The organism is Candidatus Protochlamydia amoebophila UWE25, from assembly GCF_000011565.2.
Lineage (GTDB): Bacteria > Chlamydiota > Chlamydiia > Chlamydiales > Parachlamydiaceae > Protochlamydia > Protochlamydia amoebophila.
Map to the genome: position 1 here is coordinate 1,953,625 of NC_005861.2, position 22,372 is coordinate 1,975,996.

16 protein-coding genes and 2 pseudogenes are annotated in these 22,372 nt (G+C 32.8%); 12 read left to right on the plus strand and 6 right to left on the minus strand.

Annotated elements, in window-relative coordinates:
* Nucleotides 1-240: 240 nt before the first annotated feature.
* On the minus strand, nt 241-393 hold the full coding sequence (locus PC_RS11435; protein ID WP_181679099.1) for a hypothetical protein: 153 nt from the start codon (nt 391-393) through the stop codon (nt 241-243).
* 454 nt (nt 394-847) lie between these two features.
* On the opposite strand from PC_RS11435, the gene PC_RS07725 reads away from it, so the two are divergent.
* The 3 genes and pseudogenes from PC_RS07725 (at nt 848) to PC_RS07735 (ending at nt 5,993) form a co-directional block, all read left to right on the plus strand.
* Nucleotides 848-2,359, plus strand: coding sequence for an ankyrin repeat domain-containing protein (locus tag PC_RS07725; RefSeq protein ID WP_011176160.1), 1,512 nt, complete (start codon nt 848-850; stop codon nt 2,357-2,359).
* A 517-nt stretch (nt 2,360-2,876) separates the two neighbouring features.
* Nucleotides 2,877-3,277, plus strand: a pseudogene (locus PC_RS11440) (IS1 family transposase); the annotation flags it as partial.
* 301 nt (nt 3,278-3,578) lie between these two features.
* Nucleotides 3,579-5,993 carry a BTB/POZ domain-containing protein gene (locus PC_RS07735; RefSeq protein WP_044045200.1) on the plus strand — a complete coding sequence of 805 codons (2,415 nt, stop codon included), beginning with the start codon at nt 3,579-3,581 and terminating at the stop codon, nt 5,991-5,993.
* Between the two features lie 1,176 nt (nt 5,994-7,169).
* Here the strand turns inward: PC_RS07735 and PC_RS07740 are convergent.
* A complete protein-coding gene (locus PC_RS07740) occupies nt 7,170-9,950 on the minus strand; it encodes a hypothetical protein (protein ID WP_011176164.1) in 2,781 nt (926 codons plus the stop codon).
* 372 nt (nt 9,951-10,322) lie between these two features.
* On the opposite strand from PC_RS07740, the pseudogene PC_RS11445 reads away from it, so the two are divergent.
* Nucleotides 10,323-11,053, plus strand: a pseudogene (locus PC_RS11445) (IS1 family transposase).
* A 526-nt stretch (nt 11,054-11,579) separates the two neighbouring features.
* Nucleotides 11,580-12,212 (plus strand): tRNA 5-(aminomethyl)-2-thiouridylate-methyltransferase MnmM, encoded by a 633-nt coding sequence (gene mnmM, locus PC_RS07750; protein WP_052278686.1) that lies wholly within the window; start codon nt 11,580-11,582, stop codon nt 12,210-12,212.
* Here mnmM and PC_RS07755 read toward each other — a convergent pair.
* Nucleotides 12,185-12,766 carry a 3'-5' exonuclease gene (locus PC_RS07755; RefSeq protein WP_011176167.1) on the minus strand — a complete coding sequence of 194 codons (582 nt, stop codon included), beginning with the start codon at nt 12,764-12,766 and terminating at the stop codon, nt 12,185-12,187. The two genes, mnmM and PC_RS07755, sit on opposite strands and share 28 nt — an antisense overlap.
* Nucleotides 12,767-13,286: 520 nt before the next feature.
* On the opposite strand from PC_RS07755, the gene PC_RS11450 reads away from it, so the two are divergent.
* The 6 genes from PC_RS11450 to PC_RS07785 all read left to right on the plus strand — a co-directional run bounded on the left by PC_RS11450 (nt 13,287) and on the right by PC_RS07785 (nt 17,999).
* Entirely contained in the window at nt 13,287-13,589 is a 303-nt protein-coding gene (locus PC_RS11450; protein WP_052278687.1) for a hypothetical protein, read from the plus strand.
* Nucleotides 13,590-13,828: 239 nt separating this feature from the next.
* On the plus strand, nt 13,829-14,377 hold the full coding sequence (gene nusB / locus PC_RS07765; protein ID WP_079890441.1) for a transcription antitermination factor NusB: 549 nt from the start codon (nt 13,829-13,831) through the stop codon (nt 14,375-14,377).
* Entirely contained in the window at nt 14,346-15,245 is a 900-nt protein-coding gene (gene murB / locus PC_RS07770) for a UDP-N-acetylmuramate dehydrogenase (protein WP_011176170.1), read from the plus strand. The genes nusB and murB overlap by 32 nt, the downstream gene beginning before the upstream one ends.
* A gap of 3 nt (nt 15,246-15,248) precedes the next feature.
* Nucleotides 15,249-16,091: a PHP domain-containing protein gene (locus PC_RS07775; RefSeq protein WP_011176171.1), complete on the plus strand. Its 843-nt coding sequence runs from the start codon at nt 15,249-15,251 to the stop codon at nt 16,089-16,091.
* A 4-nt stretch (nt 16,092-16,095) separates the two neighbouring features.
* Complete coding sequence (locus tag PC_RS07780; protein ID WP_011176172.1) at nt 16,096-17,328, plus strand: bifunctional folylpolyglutamate synthase/dihydrofolate synthase; 1,233 nt, start codon at nt 16,096-16,098, stop codon at nt 17,326-17,328.
* A 209-nt stretch (nt 17,329-17,537) separates the two neighbouring features.
* Nucleotides 17,538-17,999 carry an FxsA family protein gene (locus PC_RS07785; protein ID WP_011176173.1) on the plus strand — a complete coding sequence of 154 codons (462 nt, stop codon included), beginning with the start codon at nt 17,538-17,540 and terminating at the stop codon, nt 17,997-17,999.
* Between the two features lie 94 nt (nt 18,000-18,093).
* Here PC_RS07785 and PC_RS07790 read toward each other — a convergent pair whose 3' ends face one another.
* The 3 genes from PC_RS07790 to PC_RS07800 form a co-directional block, all read right to left on the minus strand.
* Nucleotides 18,094-18,648, minus strand: a complete 555-nt coding sequence (locus tag PC_RS07790) for a hypothetical protein (protein ID WP_044045201.1) — start codon at nt 18,646-18,648, stop codon at nt 18,094-18,096.
* 292 nt (nt 18,649-18,940) lie between these two features.
* Nucleotides 18,941-19,972 (minus strand): cytochrome d ubiquinol oxidase subunit II, encoded by a 1,032-nt coding sequence (gene cydB / locus PC_RS07795; RefSeq protein WP_044045202.1) that lies wholly within the window; start codon nt 19,970-19,972, stop codon nt 18,941-18,943.
* Complete coding sequence (locus PC_RS07800; protein ID WP_011176176.1) at nt 19,956-21,353, minus strand: cytochrome ubiquinol oxidase subunit I; 1,398 nt, start codon at nt 21,351-21,353, stop codon at nt 19,956-19,958. The genes cydB and PC_RS07800 overlap by 17 nt, the downstream gene beginning before the upstream one ends.
* A 215-nt stretch (nt 21,354-21,568) precedes the next feature.
* On the opposite strand from PC_RS07800, the gene folP reads away from it, so the two are divergent.
* Nucleotides 21,569-22,363, plus strand: coding sequence for a dihydropteroate synthase (gene folP / locus PC_RS07805; protein ID WP_044045203.1), 795 nt, complete (start codon nt 21,569-21,571; stop codon nt 22,361-22,363).
* Nucleotides 22,364-22,372: the final 9 nt, after the last annotated feature.

Below are 22,372 nucleotides of genomic sequence, written 5' to 3' on the forward strand. Positions count from 1 at the left end.
CTAATCAATTTAAAATTTGAAAAATTTATTATGGAATTTTAAACGACTGAAGAGAGAAAATTATGTTGCTAGAGTTTGGTTCAAGTATTGCAGCTTTAAATTTAGCTCACTAAGGGGTCAATCCAAAATTCTCAAGCTAAAAGATAAAAATTCTACTTTAGCCGATGCGAGGCTTCACCATTTTCACTCAACTTCATTAGCAGCTATGCTTTTTCGAAAGTGAGAGTTGATTCGCTCCCATCAATTAAAAAGATGGGTTGTTGTTCCTTTGCCTTTAAATCCATCGCCAAACATTTGTTCTCCGCCTTTGTCAATTAAAAAAACCATAACAGCCAAGCATTGCCAATTCAACGTATCTGCCAGCTTTGCTGAATCTAGTGGGACTTGCAGCACTCGATTTAACGCTTCATCTTTCTGTCATCTACCTAAATTATTATGAGCTCCAGGTCTTGATTCCCATTGTTTACCCTTAGTTATATCGCACCAACGTAAACGTTATGAGTATTCAAAAGAGGCTATTATAAATTTTTTTATGGTGTATGTGAATATTCTTTGCTTCGCATCTCTAGCTTTTTAGACATTAATGATCCTAAAATTCGCCATTAATGGTTCAAATCTTCTTGCATCTCCTATCTTACTAAAAAAGAAGGTAATTTTATTAAGGCGATTCAAAACTATTCATTAATCAAAAAAATTTCATCATAGATTCAGGCTTGCTAGGTTAATTCTTTTTTTAAAAATTTATTGAGTCGAATATCTTGCCTCTAATAAAGTAAAAAATGTTTTAGCTGACAAAATGTGTGATTTGTCAAATCCTAGAACTTAAATTATTTTAAAGGATTAGATTATGAGTTGTCCTCCCATCATCCATCGTGATGCCTCTTTAAATAACGTGAGTACTCAATTGCATGTACTTGAAAACAAAGTTTTTCATTTACAAAGTGTTATTCAAATTATGGATAATACTATGAGAGAAAGTATTAGCCTTTCTGCAGAAGTAACGAAATGTCAACTAGAAGCGGTTAAACAATTGAGGCAAAGACAACAAAACTCACTTGTAGAAAATAGCCTGCCTGAAGGGCATTATGAAATTATACAAAATGAACCGGAGACTAATAGTCTGCCCAAAGGGCATTCTAAGATTATACAAGATGAACTTGAGACTGAAGCTAATGGAGAAATAAAACTATCCTTGAATCAGAGAACTCTTTTTGAAGACATTGATGAAAAAATTCGCCAACTTCGAGAAGATTATTTATTTAACTATGACGGCCTTCTTCAAGCTAGAGAAGCTACATTTTTTAATGGAAACATGGTTGTGCTTGACGAGCAAAAACGACAAGAATTGATGCAGACTTTTGCTGAGAGATTGGATGAAAAACTTCTAAAATCTAGGGAAGGATTTCAAATAGATGACATCACAGATTTAAATCAACTTAAGAAAGAATTAAAGGAAAATTTTAGAAAAAAAACGCAAGAATATGACGACCTATTTGCAAGAAAGCAAACTTTAACCATGCAAGAATATGAGCTGAGGAAAGAGCTCGAGCCTCAATTAGAAAAATTAAAAGCAGAAAAAAATAGATTGCTTTCACAATTAAAAGTTTGTGATATTTTTACAGCTTGTCAATTAAATGACGATCAATTTCTTGAGCAAAACCTTGCCAAACTAGGAACTTGGAATCTATTCACACGTCCTTGTAGTAAAGAAGCTTTTGTCAATCAAGTTCATGCGAGTGGATTTACTCCCTTGCATTCAGCTTGTTATCATAATCATCTTAAGATTGTAAAAATTTTGCTGAAAAATGGAGCTAATGTAGCTGCTTTAGACAGATATCAATACCAACCTATTCACTGGGCTGCTAAAAAGGGTGCATATTCCGTCGTTAAATATCTCCTTGATAGAATTGATAGAGATAATAAAAAAGGTTTGGTCAATGCACGAGGAGAGTATGGAAGAACTCCTTTGCACATGTCCGTTTTTAATGGAAGAGTGCAGACAACGCAATTATTGATTGAGGAAGGGGCTGATATCAATGCACAAGCTGGTTTAGATGAGCATTTGCTCACTCCCCTGCATTATTCTGTTATCCAAGGAAATGTTAAAATGGTCAAGATTTTAACTTCCTATGATGAATTAGATGTCTGTGTAAAAGACTCTAAGGGATATACACCCTTGTATCACGCTGTAACCGATGGTCATGTAGCTATCGTAGAATATCTTTTAAACCACCGAAGTTGGCGTAATCCTTTAGATTCTCAAGATCCCAATTCTTTAGTAAGCCTTGTAAAGGCACCTAAAAGAAAAAATGAAGAGGATATTCAAAGATTATTATTTCTAAAATTTCCAACAAAATAGGAACCAAAATCAGTACTCCAGGCTAGGCTGGAGTACTGATTTAGCAATACAAAAAAAGTCAATTTTAGTCGAGAGAGAGTCCCCCATTTTCACTCAACTTCATTAGCAGCTATGCTTTTTCGAAAGTAAAAGTTGATGCGTTCTTATCGACTAAAAAGATGTGTTGTTGTTCTTTTGTCTTTAAATTCATCGCTAAACTTTTGTTCTCCGTCTTTGTCAATTAAAGAAACCATCAGCAGCCAAGGATTACCAGTTTAACGTATCTGCCAGCTCTGCTAAAACTACTGGGCTTGCAGCATTCAATCTACCACCTCATCTTTTTGTCATTTACCTAGATTATTGTGAGCTCCAGGCCTGGGCGCTCGTTGTCTATCCTATAAGTATATCGCATTAACGTAAGCGTTATGAGTATTCAAAAGAGGATATTATAAATTTTTTATAGTATACTATGAATAGTCTTTGCCTCGCATCTCTAGCCTTAGGCATTAATGATCCTAAAATTTGCCATTATAGTTCAAAACTTGGAGATTTTGTAGGAAATAAGAAAAATGATCATTGGTTATGGCTCGTCTTACATAAAAAAAGTCGCCAAGTGCTTGCTAGGCAAGTGAGTCTTCGAGATAAAAAAAACAGCAGTGCTTCTTTTTGCAAAACTACCTGAATCATTAAAAAAATCCTCTATTTCATTGATAAATTTAATGTCTATTATGAAACCATTCCTTGGAGCCAACATCAACCAGTTAGCAAGCAATCAGGTCAGACAAGCTAATTGAAAGATTTAATTGTATACTCAGACAAAGGTGCGCAAGACTTGTAAGGAAAACACTTTCATTTTCTAAAAAGCTAACTAATCATGTGGGGTTAGTAAAATATTTTATTTGTGATTACAATAGACAATTGAGAGCCTTACCTATTTAGTACTACCTCTCTTGGAATTTTATTCTAATAGTCTCAAATATTTTTGTAAGGATATTAAAATCCTAATTTATTTTTGATTTTTCTGCAAAAAGCTATTTTGAATGAAACTAATCATTAATTAAATAAATTAAATTTCAAACGAATTAGATAAATATATCTAATTAGCCTTATTTATTTTTCAATAACAAATTTAAATATAGATCTCTTTTGTTTAAAATTGCGATGCTATTTATTCTTATAGTATTTTATTAATAAATAATGTAAAATTTAAAAAGTGATTCAACTAATTCGGGTGGTAATTTTGAATATTCAGAACATAAGATCTAATTCTAGTAATTTAATTGTCAATACAGACACTCATTCTTACATTCGATCAAACGATCGTTTAAAATTTTCTGAACGAATTGTTTTATTGTGCAAAACAATTTTTCAGAGTTTTCTCAACTTATTCTTTAATTATCTCAAAAAAGAACAGCTTCAATCTCAATGGAGGGAAGTTTTTTGGGGACAAAAAGAATTCGTCATTTCTAATCTTGCTCCAACTCAATCAGAATCTGGGATCTTTCTATCAAGTCCGAGCCAAATTTCGGGTTTTGCCCTCCCTTTTATAACTGCGAATCGAAATCAAGAAACTATTGATTATCCTAAGAATGAAAGCAATTTGGTAATAAACTCTTTAGATACTTCAATAGACTCAAATACCTCAAACAGTCATTTCCCAAAAACAGTGGATCCCTTAATAATTCCCCCTTCCCAACTGGCACCTTCACCCCAAGGTGTTAAACTGAGCTTTCAAGGAGGAACTTCTTTAATCATTCCTTATTCTCAATTAGCTTTGTTAAAGAAAAAATCACCCTATTTTAACAGCCTTTGGTCAGGACATTTTCAAGAAACGCTTCAAGTTCCCCTTGCTATAACAGAAAAAAAATTTACTAACTTACTACAGTGCTTAATGGATGCTAATTTTAAACTTTCGGTGGAAGACATTCCTTGTTCCATTGCATTAGCCGATTATTACCAATTAACAGAAGTGGTAGAAAACTTAGAAAAACAGCTGATTAAAATCTATCAATCAGAGGATGCTCTATTTAATTCGAACGAAGAAAGTCTCATAGAATTAAAAGAGCTATTAAATTTTGCGCGTCTGTATCAATTAAATAATTTAATAAATTATTTAGAGTTCACAGTAGTGAGCGGTTTATTAAACAATACTTCTCATGTGAACGAATTTGAAAAAATTTTAAACCACTTCTCAAATGAAATAGAAGGACTCAATCTTTCAGGAAAAGATTTTTTTACAGAGGCTCATTTTTTAGCCTTAAAAAATTGTAAAAATTTAAAAGTGCTGTGTCTAAAAATATTCTACACTCCCATTGACACCGGATTAGCCCATTTGACGTCTTTAACGGCTTTACAACACTTAGATCTCAGTGAATGCTATCTACTTAAGGATACTGGGTTAGCCCATTTGTCATCTTTAACCGCTTTACAGTATTTAGATTTAAGTGATTCTGGAAATTTCACGGATGCTGGGTTAGCCCATTTAACACCTTTAGTCTCCTTGCAACATTTAGATTTAAGTAAGAGTGAAAATCTCACTGGCGATGGATTAGCCCATTTGACACCTTTAGTCGCTTTGCGACACTTAGGTTTGAGTGATTGTAGAAATCTCACGGATGCTGGATTAGCACATTTGACACCTTTAGTCGCCTTGCGACACTTAGATTTAAGTGAGTGTAAAAATCTCACTGACGATGGACTAGTGCATTTATCTTCCTTAGTCGCTTTGCAATATTTATCTCTAAAACTGTGTGAAAATCTCACCGATGCTGGATTAGCGCATTTGACGCCCTTGACGACTTTAGAGCATTTGGATTTAGGTTTGGATTTAGGTTGTTGCCATAATCTCACTGACGATGGGTTAGCACATTTGTCGTCCTTAACAGCTTTAAAGCATTTAGATCTAAGTTGGCGTGAAAATCTCACGGATGCTGGATTAGCACATTTAACGCCCTTAACGGCTTTAAGGCATTTAGACTTAAGTTGGTGTGAAAATCTCACGGATGAGGGATTGGCCTATTTGACACCCCTAGTTGCTTTACAGTATTTGAGTTTAAAGGGCAGTGACATCACTGATGAAGGACTAGAACATTTGGCACACTTAAGTGCTTTACGGCATTTAAGTTTGAATGACTGCCGTAGGATCAATGGCTATGGATTAGCGCACTTGACATCTTTAGTGAATTTAGAGCATCTAGACTTAAGCGGCTGCTATCACCTTCCTAGTTTTCAATTAATTTATTTATCATCTTTAGTGAATTTACAGCATTTAAACCTAAGTGAGTGTTTTGGTCTTTGTCACGATGGATTAGAAGATTTGACTCCTTTAATGAATTTGCAGTATTTAGATCTAAGTGGGTGTATAAATCTGACGGACCAGGGACTGGCATATTTGACCTCTTTAGTAGGTCTAGATTTACAACATTTAGATCTAAGTGGGTGTAAAAAAATCACTGACACTGGATTGGCACATTTGACCTCCTTAGTGACTTTACAGCATTTGAATTTGAGTGAATGTGTAAATCTCACTGATACTGGATTGGCACATTTAGTTTCCCTAGTAAATTTACAATATTTAGAGCTACGAGAATGTAAAAACATTACAGACGCTGGGTTGGCTCATTACATACAAAATCAACAAATAATCCTTCGTTAAAAGAAGGTAAAAAAAAGTAGTGTCAATTGAGCGAACGTTCTGCGTATGAGAATATTATGTGGATGTTTGAACACTCAAAATTATAGCTCAGCACTATAGAGATCATAAAAAAGTTTTTTGCTTGAGGTTTAACCTTATAGAACAAATTTATTATTGAAAACTTCAAAATCAAGAGAATGTTCAAAAATTTCTTACTCTCTCTAATATTGCCCTAAAAATTCTGATGTACAAAATAGCTTCACTCGTCGGTGTGTCATATTCATAATCTTTACTAATCTAGGATATTTCCCAAACCAAGCAAATACTTACTCAAGCACACAAAGGTTTAGGCAATATTTTAAAGCTCTTATCTATACGTTTGACGACTTTCAAAGACAGCCAAAGAAATCTTTACGTCATCTCCTGTACATTTACCAACAACCCAAATGATCTTCATTTTTCTCTTTGAATTCTTCCAGTTATCTCAAAAGCCCTCCTTCCCCCTCTCTATCTTCGAGATTAGCAGCTGTCACAAACGCACGAGCTATTAGCCTTCATTATCAACCAATCATTTTTTAAAAGACCGTAGTATGCTCATTTCAAGAACTGCACGTAAATGCTTCTCCAGGAGGAAAATCCTAGGAAATATGCCCAGTAATTACTGCATTCAATATTTCTCTTTTAAAGACTTTAGGAAGGAACGCTCCCCTTTAGATATCTTTATCTGGAATAGAGACTCGATTAGATCCCATCCCTCCAAAAGATTAGCAGGGTATTTTTTTCATCGCTGCCATTTGCCAAACTAATTTGACTTGGCTACAACAAATTCAAATTCTAGGTTTTTGAACACTCTCTCTAATACTAAACACTTTTTACAAAAATAAAACAAAGGGCGTTGTTAATCAAAAATATTCCATCGATAGGCTAGTATAATTAAATTTTTTTTAGGTCTACTTAGTGAATTCTTACTTATTTTAGCAATTTATAAATTCCAATCTGTTATAAAATAAACTTCAACGAAGAAAATTTTTTACGAAAACAAACGCAAAAAGATGTTTAATCTAAAATCTATTAATTTTTTACAAGCCATTTATATAAAATTTATAAAAATTAAATTTGCACTGGTATTTTATAATTTTTAAAAAAATTAATTTAAATTAATATAAAATCAAGTAAATATATAAAATATATTGCATTTTAATCTCTACTTAAAATAGCTTCAGTATTTTTAATAATATTTCTTTCTTTATTTAAAAAATCCTCATCCGAATCAGCCAATTTTATTTGAGTATATAAATTTTTCACCCCTAAATAAATACTATGTAGTGCGTGACATTCTACAAGTTCGATTGGTTTTAATGCTCGATTTTGCAGTTTTTCGTCAGCCAATTGTTTTAGTCGTTCAGAAACAGTATCAAGAGTAGCTTGTAAATATTCTATATGTTTCTTACTTAAAGCTGACTGAGGATTTAATAGACTTTCTTTTGGATAAGTAAGAAGATCAATGAAAGCTTCTCCTAATAAGACTTTATATCCTCTACTGCCATCTGAATTATATTTTATTTCAGATTCCGAAAACTTATCCATTGTTTGATTAAAAAACTCTGGTAAGTGCCTTGTTTCTGACATTTCTAAAGAAGAAAGATGGCTTAAAAGAATAAGGTTTGTATAAATGAAATAAAAGTTATCATTTATTTCTTTATTATCAAATTTTTCCTGTAATAAATTTTTAACCATTTCTTGATCAACTTTCTCATTTGCTTGGACTGTCTTTAAAAAAGGTTCAACATTTTTATTGAATAATTCTAAACGATTTTCTATTTCTTTTTGGCTTAGATCTAATCCAAGCCTTGTCTTAAAAAGTGTGGATAGATAGCTAACATCCCAAGAAACTATTCCAGGGAAAGGGACTAAATGCGCGGCTTGAGGCGAGGCAACAAATCCTTTCCCGAATAACCAAGGCAGAAGGGCTTCAACTTGTTTGCAAACATGTTGGCATTTTATTGAAAAATCATCTCCAAATTCATGCGCACCCTGAACCTTTCTATATAAAGGCTTTGCAGGTTTAGTAACCTTTTCCGAACTTTTTTGATTTTGATGAAGAGATGTACCTAAACTTTCTTCAATCTCACCTGTTTGATTTGTAATATGATGAGTTAAAAAGTCATTTAAAACTAATTTGATTTCACCTAATTGCTCCTCAGATAAATGATCCTTTACTAGTTCAAACATGTCAGAAACTCTAACAGCAAAGTCTCGATGGCTTTCTAAAAGTTTGGGAAAACGTTCTTGAGAATGAACAAGGTAATGGCCTAAAAAAATATCTACAAAATTTTGAACTTGCTCAACACCACCAGTTAATAATTCAGAGATTTTGTTTTTTTCTTTTTCCATAAGTTCGTTAAAAAAACTTTCTAAAATATCAGCCTTTTTTCCTTTTAATTCTTTTAATAAATTTGTTAGGTCTTCAATCTCTTTTTTAATCTTAGTTTCTTGGTTTAATTCTTTTTTTATTCCAGCCAAATTTTTATTGATAAAATTTCGATAAACTCTCAAAGAACCCTCTGGGGAAGAAAATGAATTAATCTTTGATACAATTTCTTGGGCAGTCATCTCTTTACCAGAATTAGGAAGCAGATTAAATAAATTTTTAAATTGGTCTTCGAATACGGGTGCTTTTTCGGTTGCCATTGGTTCTGTCAACGCCAAAAGAGGTTTTAAATAGTCTTCAATATATGTTTTTAGAGCAATACAATCATCTATAGTAATAATTTCTACATCTTTTTTTCTGTTTAGCCTCTCTCTGAGTTCATTAGTTATTCCCAGTACCTGAGATTGAATAGAAGGAATAACCTTATCTGATAGTGTTTGCAAAGCGTCTTTATAAGCGACAGGATCATGGCTAACATTAAGTAAAATTTCTTTAATCTCATGAATAAAATCAGGGTATCTTTCTAAATTTCCCTCTTCAATTTCCTGGAAAAGTTTCATATAACGAGGACAAATTTCATCGACCTCTTGCTGAACTTGATTCAATTTGCCGGGATAAGCCTCTGAAGCTTCTTTGATAGATGTTTTAATCACTTTGAATTGATTTATAGAATCATCTAAATTTTTGACTTCTTGCCCTTGAAGAGCAGTATTAATACCTTTTAAAACCGTTTCAATGTTTTTTTGTAAACCACCCTTAGTTAATTTCACATTCTGATTTAGTCTTTGAATAGTGCCTGGTAGTATCTTTTTAAGATCGTTATAGCCCTTTTCTAATTCACTATGTTCTTTTTTTAAAAATTCGATGTCCTCTGTTGTTAGTTTTTCTACATCAATTTCTTGATATTTTTCTAAAAATTGCTCAAAACTTAGTAAAAAATTATCAATATTTATTATCGGTTTGTCTAATTCTTTTAATAATTCTAATTCCTTTATTTTATCTGCATAGGTTCTTTTTTTTATATTTGTTAAGAGTTTATTTAAACCATCTAATTTCATTTTATTTTTATCTAATTCTATTTTTACTTCTTGATAATCCTGACTTTTTTTGCTTAATGTTTTGTCATTTAGAATGTCGACGGTTTTATTTTCACAAGATAGAGTTAGCTTAACTAAACTTTCCGACTCACTTTGGCTACATACTTTTATCCATAACTTTTTAGTTTTATTAATGAACTTATCCCCAATTTTTTCATTTAGTTTAATATAAATCCTTTTTTGTAAATCGTTTGTTTGTAAAATTGAAGTTTTTAAATCTCCCCTATTATAAGAACATAAAAATCTTCCTTTAGAAAATTTAGTTGATTTCTCGGAAAAAGATATTGTCTTCGTCTCTTCTTCTATAGCTGGCAGTGATTTAGTGGCAATTTTTTCAATATTTACTTCAGTTGGACTTTTGACCTGTTGTGAAGATGTTTGAACTTCACTAGTTTGAGAACTTGTACTTTCAGTTAAAGAAGGTTTACAATCATCAGTAGGAATATACATAATTACTCCTTAACAATTATATTATTATATTAAATACAATATCACTATATAATTAACTGTAACATATTAATTATTTATTTATTAATTAATAAAAAAATTATTTTCTAAAATATTAATTTTTAAACATTTATTTTTATTTAAACAAAAAAGATTGTTTTAAAAAATACTAAAAAATAAAATTTAAATTTAAAATATAATTTAAATAATACAACAACAAATATATCTATTTGATTTAAATATTTTTTAAAAAATTAGAATTTGAATGTAATATAATACTTCTAAAATTTTGGGTAGTGCTAAATAGGTAAGGTTATTTCAATAAACTGATCTAATTTGATAGATTAATTATTCTAATTCAAGCGGAGAAGAGCAATGAGATGTACGCACTGCGGCTCAGATTTGGTAAAGAAGAATGGTTATATAAGACATGAAAAGCAAAATTTTCGCTGTTTAGAGTATGACAAACAGTGGAGCGAAAACAATGAAGCTAAAATCATTAACGAATAAACAAAGGAACTTGTCAGAAAAGCTCTTCTAGAAAGGGTGTCTCTTCATGAAATTTGTAGAATTTTTGATCTAAGGATGCCATGGCTGCTAGATTTTATTAATTTCATTATCAATGATTTACCTGAGGATTTAAATGCACAAGTCACTTGTCATGAGAAAAATGAGTTGGAAGTAGCTAAACTTGAAGTAGATGAGCGATGGAGCTTTGTAAGAAATAAGGAAAATGATCAGTGGTTATGTGGCTTGTCTTCCATAAAAAAAGTCGCCAAGTGCTTGCTAGGCAAGTAGGTTCTCGAGATAAAAAACCGCTGAGCTTCTTTTTGCGAAATGACCTGAATCTCTAAAAAAAAGCCCTCTATTTCACTAATAAATTTAATGTCTATTATAAAATCATTTATTGGAATCAACATCAACTAATTAGCAAGCAATCTGGTCAGACAAGCCACATGGAAAGATTTAATTTTACTCTCAGACAAAGGTGTGCAAGACTTGTAAGGAAAACATTTCCATTTTCTAAAAAGCTAACTAATCCCATAGGGTTAATAAAATATTTTATTTGTGATTACAATAGACAATTGAGAGCCTTACCCATTTAGTCTATCTAGAAGTGAGTATTAATTTGCTTTTACTTGAACTCAAACTGTGTTATAGAAAATCTCTTCTTTGTCAAAAAATTGAATAAGTTTAGCTTTATTTAAAATGCTTTTAGGCATAAATATAAATAGATTATTTTTCAATCTAGTAGATAAATGTTCATAATCAACTTAAAGCTCAGGAAGAAAACGTATTCGACTCCCCTAACAATTATTTTACTTTTTAAAAGGAAAACCAATGAAAGCCTATGCTAATCCTTTTTTGAGTAGCTTTTTTTAGAAATAAACATAAAATCCATTAAAAAAAGTAATGTTTTTTAGAATAGAAAAATGACTTATCCTCAAAAAATCATTCATGATAAAAAAAATATTTTTAGGTTTAAGAAAAAATTGGAAAAGCCAATTCTCGCAAAAATAAATTCTGGATATTTTAATAGAAGCAGAAGCCATCGCTAAAATTTTAAAAATACCAAATCTTATTTAATTTGATAAAACTATCTAACTCAATCTTTCAAAACTTACTTTATTTATGAGAGCCACCTTTCCTTTATTTCAATCTCATTTAGATCTCGCTCACGATTATTGGCGTAGGATCCTTCAGCCCAATGATCGAGTGATTGATGCAACATGTGGTAATGGAAATGATACACTTAAATTATGCCAACTTCTCTTATCAAATGGGGATGGAAAGGTGTATGCATTCGACAATCAAAGTGATGCGATTGATAAAACAAAAGTATTGTTACGTGAGCACTTAAATTTAGATCAGTTTAAGCAAATTAATTTTATTTTAGGATGCCACTCTAAATTTTCCGATTATGTTTTACCTAATACAATTAAACTGATTGTCTACAATTTAGGGTATTTACCAGGCGGAGACAAGAAAAAGACGACACTCACTTCTACAACTTTACTAAGTTTGCAAAATAGCTTAAACTTAATAAAGCCGGGAGGGATGATCTGCATAACATGTTATCCAGGTCATGCGGAAGGATTACTTGAAGAAAAAGCCCTTCTTAAGTTTGCTCTCAACCTTCCTCCTATGGAATGGAGTTGTTGTTATCATTCATGGATTAATCGACGACAATCGCCAAGCCTATTACTTCTTCAAAAAACTTGCCAGCAAACTTTATATTACCCAAATCCCACAACGGTTTTATAACATAAGATTAAATGATTAACACCATTAAGAGCATTATGGGGGCTACTTTCTATTGGTAACCCGAAATGTTGAGCGATAGTATTTTTAGAAAGATTAATTTCTAAAGGAAAATGTTCATGCTTTTGTGTGTAAAACTTAAACTGCAATGCCCAATACATAGAAGCAAAATCTAGCCAATGATAGGGCCAGTGATATTTTTCCTGTGTATAAACATCAACAATTTGTGAAAAAAACCCCCTATCAAAGGCCGGATTTTGACAAATGTAAACAGCACGCCCTCTCTGTATTTTTAAATCATTAAATATTTGCACTATTTCCGATTTAACCACTGCCTCTTCTTGACCTAATAAAAGTTTTTCCCAAGTAAACCCATTAATTTCAATACTTGCAAGATCTCGTTTCTCCCAAACCTCTAAAGGCTGTTTGACAATGCTTTGATAGGTCAATCTTTCTTCCCCAGTACGTACATCTATTACTTTAAAAGCTATCTCTAAAGCTCGATGGTGAAAAGAGTCTAAACCCGAAGATTCTATATCTAAAAAGATCGCAAGCATAATTTCAACATTTTAAGAAATAATTATTAGTGTTTTATTTATATCACTTAACCGATCAATTTGTAAGATCACTTTAATTTAAATCAGTGAAATATACCAAAAAAAAACATATTTAACAAACTTTTCGAATTTCCTTTGTTTTCATATTTTGATTGCAGTCCTCAATTTAATAAATAGGATTTTTTTGTTATTAAGCTGACGCGTTTAAGAGTAAAATGAAGTAAGTTTTTTAAATATCTCATTGCCTCATTACTCTTCTAGACTAAAAAAATAATTGGTTTATGAAAACTTTCTAAATTTTTTTTTGCTATACACTCATTTTTTGTCCTTGTATATATAGAATTTTTTTAAATCTAAATAAACAACTTGGTAAAAGTAAGTTGTTCATAGACAGCATCTTTAAAAGCAACATAAGTCTCAATTTATTATATATATAATTCCGCAATAGAGTATCAGATTTTCTTTACTTTCTTATTTGTTAGCGATGTTGTCTTCCATAATCACATAACCCCCATTGCCTATGAAATTATTTATACAACCTTTAACAAATTTGCTGACTCGGATTCGTTATCCCACGTCTTTACCCGCAGTAGTTGCAACTGATTTAGGAATCAATATTTCAAATACCTTGAATTTTCAAGAATTTATTTCACTTCTCACTAATCCTAATTGCCGTCCAAGCAAACTTTCTCGATTTATGCCTCGCGAACAAGCAGAAAATCTTTTTCAAACTGCCATTCGCAAAGGCATTCTCTTTTTTTCTATCATTTTAATGGCGGGTGGATGGAATTTATGCTTCAATTTGATGAAAAAGCAAGATTAAGGAGAATTTATATTAAGCATAAAGATCTTAAGCAAAAATATGAAATTTCTATTTCTTAATAGTCTGAAACATCCCTATTATGCTAAACTAATTTCATTAGATTTCGTTAAGTTCATGGTTTTTGATATCGTCATTTTCGATTATCAAAATTAGAAAAAGTGAAACAAAAAAATTGTTTTTATCTTCCAACTGGAATTTTGCAAGAAGTCTATTTCTAAACTTCTACAATCTGGAAATTCATGGCACTATCTCAACAAAAATTTAGAGAAATCGTTCTGCAACTCCTTTACAGCCAAGATATCGCTCACCCTGATGAAAATATCATGACTGATCTGATCATGAATGAGTTATCTATTTCAAAAAAAAATGTTCGGCTCGCACAAGAGAAAGTTCAAAAAATTGTGGTTCAGTTAGCAGAAATCGACTCAAAAATTAGTTCTGTCTCGCTTTCTTATCACTTCAATCGCATTCAAACTGTTACAAAAAACATCTTGCGTTTAGGAGTTTTCGAACTTTTTTTTGAAACAGATATTCCTCAAAAAGTTGTCATTGCTGAAGCTATTCGTTTATCTCGAAAATTTAGTACTCCAGAATCTGCTTCTTTTGTAAACGCATTATTAGACCAACTTTATCAAAAGAGTAAAGGAGAAGAAGTCAATTCAAATCTGCTTGTCGAAAGTTCTCAAATCCTTGAACAAAGCGAACAAGTCGCTGCTGATTTTTCTTTAGAAAGTCCTCTTAGCAAAGAAAAACATAATGAAATACTCGATTCCCATGAAAATACCTAATCAATATCAAACGAACTGTCTATTAAAAGAGATCACAACATTTGGAATTGGGGGCCCCGCTAAGTATTTTGTTGAAGTTCGCACAATTCCCGATATGCAAAAAACCCTTCTATTTTGTTATCAAAATGAAATTCCGTATTTTATTTTAGGAAAAGGATCAAACTCTCTTTTCGATGACCGAGGATTTAACGGACTTGTCATTGCTAATCGAATTGATTGTCTGGAAAAAAATGAAAAAGGTTGTTGGCATGTAGGAGCTGGCTATAGCTTTTCATTATTGGGATCTCAAACAGCAAGGCAAGGTTGGGAAGGACTGGAGTTTGCGTCTGGTATCCCAGGTAGTGTGGGAGGAGCTATTTTCATGAATGCTGGTGCGAATGGTCGAGAAACTGCAGACAATTTGATTAGTGTAGATTTTGTAGATGAGCAAGGAAAACTCATTCATTTTAAACGCTCTAACTTAAACTTTCAGTATCGCACATCACCTTTTCAAAATATTAAAGGCGCTATTGTTTCAGCCACATTTCAATTAAACGCCTCTCAAGAAGCTCGTCAAAAACAACTTTCTATTATTGATTATCGAAAAAAAACTCAACCTTACAAAGCAAAATCTGCAGGGTGTGTATTTCGAAATCCCAACTGTGGTCATGCAGGAGCTTTAATTGAACAAGCAGGTTTAAAAGAAACAAAAATTGGAGGAGCCGCAGTCTCTTCTGTGCACGCTAATTTTATTATCAATAGTGGTCTGGCAACATCTCAAGACGTCTTAGCTCTCATTCGCCTCATCCAAGAAACAGTAAAAGCAAAGACTGGTGCGGAACTCGAAAGTGAAATACGCTATGTCCCCTATGATGTTAATCAAGGTTAAACTATGAACAATTTTCGAGCAGATTTACATTGCCACACAACTTGTTCAGATGGAACTGTTGATCCTCTCGAGATCATTAATTTAGCAATTAACTCTGGATTGCAAGGCTTATCTATCACAGATCACGATACAATTGAGGCTTATAAAGATGCTGCTCCTTTCGCTCAACAAAAAGGACTATCTCTTATTCCTGGGGTAGAGTTTTCAGCCTCCCTCGGTCAAACAAGTGTACATATTTTGGGTTACGGATTCTCTTTAAAATCTTCTATTATTTTAGACTTTTGTCAGAAACATCATCAAAGACGATTGGTGCGCAATCAACTTATTTTAGACCGCCTTACTTCTCATGGAATGACTCTTACCTTAGAAGAAATCTATCCTGAATCCTTAATTTCTCAAAAAAGTATGGGTCGCCCTCATATAGCTTTAGCAATGGTAAAAAAGGGTTATGTACCCACTATTCAGAAGGCATTTCAAGAGTATATTGGGGAAGGAAAAAGCTGCTACATTTCAGGACAGTCTTTTACTGTAGAAGAAACGCTTGATATAATTCATCAAGCAAATGGTTTAGCAATTATCGCTCATCCCCACCTCATTGAAAATATTTCCATTACAAAAAAATTGCTTCAGCTAAACTTTGACGGTATCGAAGGATATTATGGCCGCTTCCCTCGCGGAAAAGAGGATCGTTGGATTAAGATTGGGAATCATAAGAATTGGCTTATTACTGGAGGATCTGATTTCCATGGAGCAATCAAACCAGATCTCCCTTTGGGATGTTCATGGGTTAATCAAGACACTTTTTCCATTTTAGAAAATCACTATAAAAACAATTGCCATACCTAACATTATGCCTTATTCAGAATTGATTCAACGTCTGTTCGCGCTTAATCTTCATGGAGGAATAAAATTAGGTTTATCAAATTGTGAAAAATTGCAAACAATCCTTAAGTTTCCTGACCATTCTTTTTCATCTATTCACGTGGCAGGAACAAATGGCAAAGGATCGGTGGTTGCAAAAATCGCATCAGCACTTGAATATGCTGGCTATCGCGTCGGAGTCTATACGTCCCCTCACATTTCCTCCTTTCGTGAGCGAATTCGCGTTAATGGAATAATGATTTCTGAGGCAGATGTTGAAAAAATTCTCTCCCAACTTTTTAATTTGACTGCTCAATATTCTATTCCTGCGACTTTTTTTGAACTGACTACTTTTTTAGCACTTGTCTATTTTTCTCGAGAAAAAGTTGATTTTGCCGTTTTAGAGGCGGGTTTAGGTGGGCGTTTAGATGCAACAAACATTGTCTCTCCCGTTCTTTCAATCATTACTTCTATTAGTCTAGACCATACAGATATTTTAGGTGATACCCTTGAAGCAATTGCTAAAGAAAAAGCTGGTATCATTAAATCGCACACTCCTGTCATTATTGGCCCACAAACACCTTACCTATTTATTGAAAAGCTAGCTTATCAAAAAAATAGCTTCTGCCATACTATAAAAAATCAATTTCTACTTTTCGATCAAGAAAACAATGCAATTGCCAAAAAATCCCTAGAAGTTTTAAGTGAAAACTGGGATATCCCTCAAGAGGCTATCTTTAAAGGGTTAGAAGCTAAACAACCCTGCCGTTTCGAAATTATAAATAATTCGGTAATTTTGGACGTCGCACATAATCCAAGCGGCCTTACTTCACTGTTTGCAAAAACTCAAACTCACTTTCCAAATCAACCTTTGAGAATTTTATTTGGATTATCAAAAGGTAAAGATTTAGAGGGTTGTTTGAAAATTTTAAGTCGCCATGGAAGTGCTTTTCATCTTGTCGAAGCTCCTAATGGCAGAGGGATTTCATTTGATCTGTTAAAGCAAGGCCTTATGAATACAGGAATTGCGTCTACAGTCATTTATTCTCATATAAATATTCAAGAAGGAGTAAAAATAGCAATAAAGCAAGCAGAGTCCAGCGGCCAACTATTACTTATTTGTGGTTCATTTTTTATTATGAGCCAAGTTAGGCAAGCCTTAGGTATGATAGAACACTTGGACTCGATAGAACTTAATGAAAAAAGCATGAATTCATATTAATTTATCAATTTGATAATTTAAAAAAATAAAGATGACTATTCCTAAATTTTTCAAATAATAGTCACTTTTTTTGAATAACTCAAATTTTAGATTTATCAACTATTCAAAATCTGCTACATGCTTTGAATTAAAATGTTTGTATGACTTAAAACAAATGACAAAAACTTATTTGGCATTAACCACTTTTAAATGATAAAGGTACCTTTTTTATGTTTTTAACAATCATATTTTTACAATCTGAACCTCGTTTAGCTCTTTTAATTGCTGTATTAATTTTCTTTATTACCATCTTTTTAGTCATCAAAAAATGGATTGGTTTTTCTGTCGCTTTATTGCTTCTTATTTTTTCTTTGGCAGCCGGCCTTGTGATTAAAAACCAACAATTTTTTGAGACATATGCAAGCGAATATCATCATCAATTCCATAATCAAGAAAATGAGGCATTTAAAAAACAAATTTTGCAAGCTTTAGAAGATATAAAAAAAGAAGTGAATATTGAAAGAGAAAATTGTCATCAAGTCATGAATCAAGTCCAGGCCATCTTCGAACAAATGGATGCAGAGAAACAAAAACTCCAACTTTTTATAGAAGAAACAAAAGAAAAGTTTAAAAAAGAAGCTGCTCAACAAACGGTAAACGAAGAATTACACATTCCTCAAGATATTCATTAATCAATTGAGAATTCAAACTCGAATTAACTCAGCATCGAGCCAACTAATGGTCGATGCTGAATTTGCAAAGATCATTTGAAAATTGAATATATTCTCAAGTTTGTTCGGAACTAGGTGGTTGTGCTGGTTCGAGACTAGATGGTTGTCCTTGTTCGAGACTAACTCTTCCTTCGGGACTAGGTATTCCTTGCATAGTTACTACTCTTTCCGTAGTTACTACTCCTTCATAATCTTCACTAGCTATTTGCTGCACATTTATAAATCTTTCTGTAAAATATAGAGCGTAAAATACAGAAAATGCTAATAAACCTGGCACAGCTATCAAATTTAATTTATACATCGTACCGGCTAAAACCGCATTGCATACGGTATCAACAAAGAAAAGTCCACTAGCAAGTTTTTGTTGCTCTACTGAACTATCTCCGCCTTTAATAATTAACAAACGAAGAATGTTGCGCGCTAATTCAGTTATTGCAAAAACTTTAGCTGTCTGGTGACGACTTACTTCAAACATTTTTCCATAAAAAAAACCAAATCCTGCAGCTACAATTGCTCTTTGTGCTAAACGTGGTATTTTGTTACTGTATTTACTTTCAAAGTCATATTCTACAAATGTGGGATGTTCCATAACTGGAAATAAATTTATCATAGGAAACCTCCTTATGAAATACACAATGTTAACGCATGGCAAAAAAAATTCTTTACCATTAATATTTTTTGAATAAAATTTTATACCTTTTCCATTTATCCAATTTTTTTTTACAAAACTTCAAGTGATTAACTTTCAATTTGGTAACAGTTTAATACTTCAACAATGTAAAAATAAATTCAACATATTTTAAATGTTTTCTTATTTTATTTTTTTCCATAAAGTAACAAAAGATTTACTTGTATTTCTTAAAAAACGCCTTTACATCAAAAATATATTTTAAAATGTGTGCTTAATAGCTGTGAGGATCGATTTTAACTTTCCCTCTAAATATATAATAAATGGCTGTTGTATAAGCAATAACAAGAGGGACTCCAATTAAAGCAATTAAAAATAAAATTTCCAATGTTTTAACTGAGGAGGCAGAATTATAAATAGTTAAACTAAGAACGTCTGGCTGATCAATAGAGCGAATGACATTAGGATAAGTTCCTATTGCATACAGAGCAAGCAAGCAAATGATATTAAGGCAAGAACAGATAAAAGCTCTTGAATCTTTTCCAAAGTAAATTTCTCGAGGAATATTAGCAATGGCTAATAAATTGATAAGAGCAATTATAAAGAAAAAAGGATTATGGCGAAAAGCTTCAATCATATGAGGCATATAAATTAAAGTTGCCATCGTGGTAATAGCGTAAGTAATAATAAAAAAGATAATACAGGAAACCGCTTTCATCCTCATCCGATCATGAAATTCCCCTTCTGTTTTCATCAAAATGTAAATTGAACCGTGCATAAGAAAGAGAAAAACTGTCATTCCTCCAACTAAAAGGGCATAGGGTTGTAAAAGATCCTCTAATTGACCAATGAATTCTTTATAACCATCTAACTGCATTCCCCTAATAAGATTTCCCATCACAAGCCCCAAAATGAAAGCTATCATCAAACTTCCCAAGGAAAAGGCAATATCCCAAGTCCAGCGCCACCAAGCCATCTGTTTCTTACTTCGAAATTCGATAGCCACAGCGCGAAAAATTAAAGCACTAAGTAAAGCCATGACAGGAACATAAAAAGCTGAAAGCATCGTTGCATAAATATCCGGAAATCCAGCAAATAAAGCTCCCCCAGCTGTCACTAACCACACTTCGTTGCCATCCCAAACTGGCCCAATCGAATTTAACATGACCCGTCTTTCAATATCTTTTTTTGCAAACAAATGGAGCATTCCGACTCCTAAGTCAAATCCATCTAAAATAGCATAGCCTGTAAGCAGGATGACAAAAATTGTAAACCAACCAAATTCTAAATTAGAGACGGGTATCATGATGATTTTCCTCTACCAAATGATGAAGTCCATGATAAGGAGTAGAAGAATCATCTTCTATTTCCTCTTCCGGACCATGTTTAACTTTTTCGTTGAGCATATACACAAATAGAATAAACAATAAGAGGTAAACACACATAAACATGATAATTGAGCCCAAAACTTGATTAGCTTTAACACTCTTAGAAAGCCCTTCAGAAATGCGTAACAAGCCATAGACAAGCCAAGGATAACGCCCTGTTTCTGCACTATACCAACCTGCTTGATTAGCCACTTGTGCATAAATAGCTGAAAAAACCATCAGCCATAAAATACCGCGATGATTTTCTAACGTTTTTTTATACCATAAGTATAATCCAGCTATTGATAGTGAGAACATCAGTGCCCACATAGCAATCATTAATCGATAAACATTAAATATAACTGGCACATTGGGCCAGTCCTCAGGATTAACCTGATCTAATCCTTTCATTTCAGCATTAAAATCTCCAAATGACAAAAAACTGAGCAATTTTGGGATTTGAATAGCATAATCAATTTTCTTTTCCTCAGTGTTTACAACACCAAATAATGTTAAAGGGACACCTGATTCCGTTTGATAAAGAGCTTCCATCGCTGCTAATTTAGTTGGTTGATATTTAGCAACGACTTTACCACTACTATCCCCTGAATAAGCTTGCAGAATAGATGTGATGAAAGCAACCCATAAACCAATAATGATTGATTTTCGCGCAAAAATTTGATGCTTCTTTTTAAGCAAATAATAAGCCGAAATACTAATGACTAAAAAAGCTCCTGCTAACCAACATCCTAAAATGACGTGGCCAAGTCGTATCATTGAAGAGGGATTAAAAACCATTTCCCAAAATTCAGTGATTTCTGCTCGCGCATTCATTCCTTCTCCGGCAATTTTAAAGCCTGCCGGTGTCTGCATCCAAGAATTTGCAATTACAATCCATATAGCACTAAAATGGGCCCCCAAACAAACCATTGTCGTTGCAAAAAAATGAAACTTAGGACTGACTCGATTCCAACCAAAAATGACAACCGCTAGAAATCCAGATTCAAGAAAAAAAGCAAAAACACCTTCCGCTGCAAGAGCGCTTCCAAAGACATCTCCCACATAACGAGAATACGTTGCCCAATTTGTCCCAAATTCGAATTCCATGACAATTCCTGTCGCCACGCCTATCGCAAAGGTGAGCGCAAAAACTTTTGTCCAAAATTGTGCCATGCGCAAATAAATAGGATTTTTAGTCTTTATATACAATCCTTCAACAATGACCATAATCAATCCAAGGCCAATGCTCAAAACGGGATAAATATAATGAAACATGATTGTCAAAGCAAATTGAATTCTAGCTAATATCAAAACATCCACACTTAAACCTCATTAGTGTCTGTTTAAGAAATCTAAAAATATAAACGTTCAATTTTTGTGTCACTGAATTTGAATTTTTCTCTTTGAAAGTCTATATTCTGAAATTTAGGGAAATAAAAATTACTATTTCCAAAAACCGATCCTTGTAAGATGCCAACAAAAATGTTGAATTTCAAGGAGAAAAATGCAAATTCAATCCAATAATTGGTATCAAGATGCACACAAAGTTAATGGGAATACTTAACGTTACCCCCGACTCTTTTTTTGATCAAGGACGATGGTTTGATCCCCAATTAGCAATTGAAAGGGGTAAACAAATTTTCCTTGAAGGAGCCGATATTTTAGATATTGGGGGAGAATCCACAAAACCTGGTGCAAAACCAGTTTCTGAAAAAGAAGAGTTAAATCGCGTCATTCCGGTTCTTCAGCATTTAAAAGCCGAACTTTCGATTCCTATTTCAATTGACACAATGAAAGTAAAAGTTGCTGAAGAGGCTTTAAAAGCAGGGGCAAGCTTAATCAATGATGTATCTGGTTTTCGAGACCCCTTTATGAGAAAGTTAGCTGTTGAAACTCGATCTTCTATTTGTGTCATGCATATGCATGAAACTCCAACAACGATGCAAAATAATCCTATTTATCCATCGGGAGTGATTCCTTTTTTAATAGAATGGTTTTCTAAGCAAATAGACTTATTACTATCCGAAGGAGTACAAGAAAAGCAAATTATTTTAGATCCTGGGATTGGTTTTGGAAAAACGGTTGCCGATAATGTGAAAATTGTACAAAATTTACACAAAATTAAAGAATTGGGATTTCCTCTTCTAATAGGCCTTTCCAGAAAATCTTTTTTAGGAAAAATCATTCATAAAACTTATCCAGAACTACTTCCTTCAACATTAGCGGCCAATACTTTAGCGATTCTTGCTAAAGTAGATATTTTGCGTGTCCACGATGTGGCAGCTCATAAAGACATTTTAAAAGTGATGCAACAATTTTTTTCAACCTAAAGCAAGTTT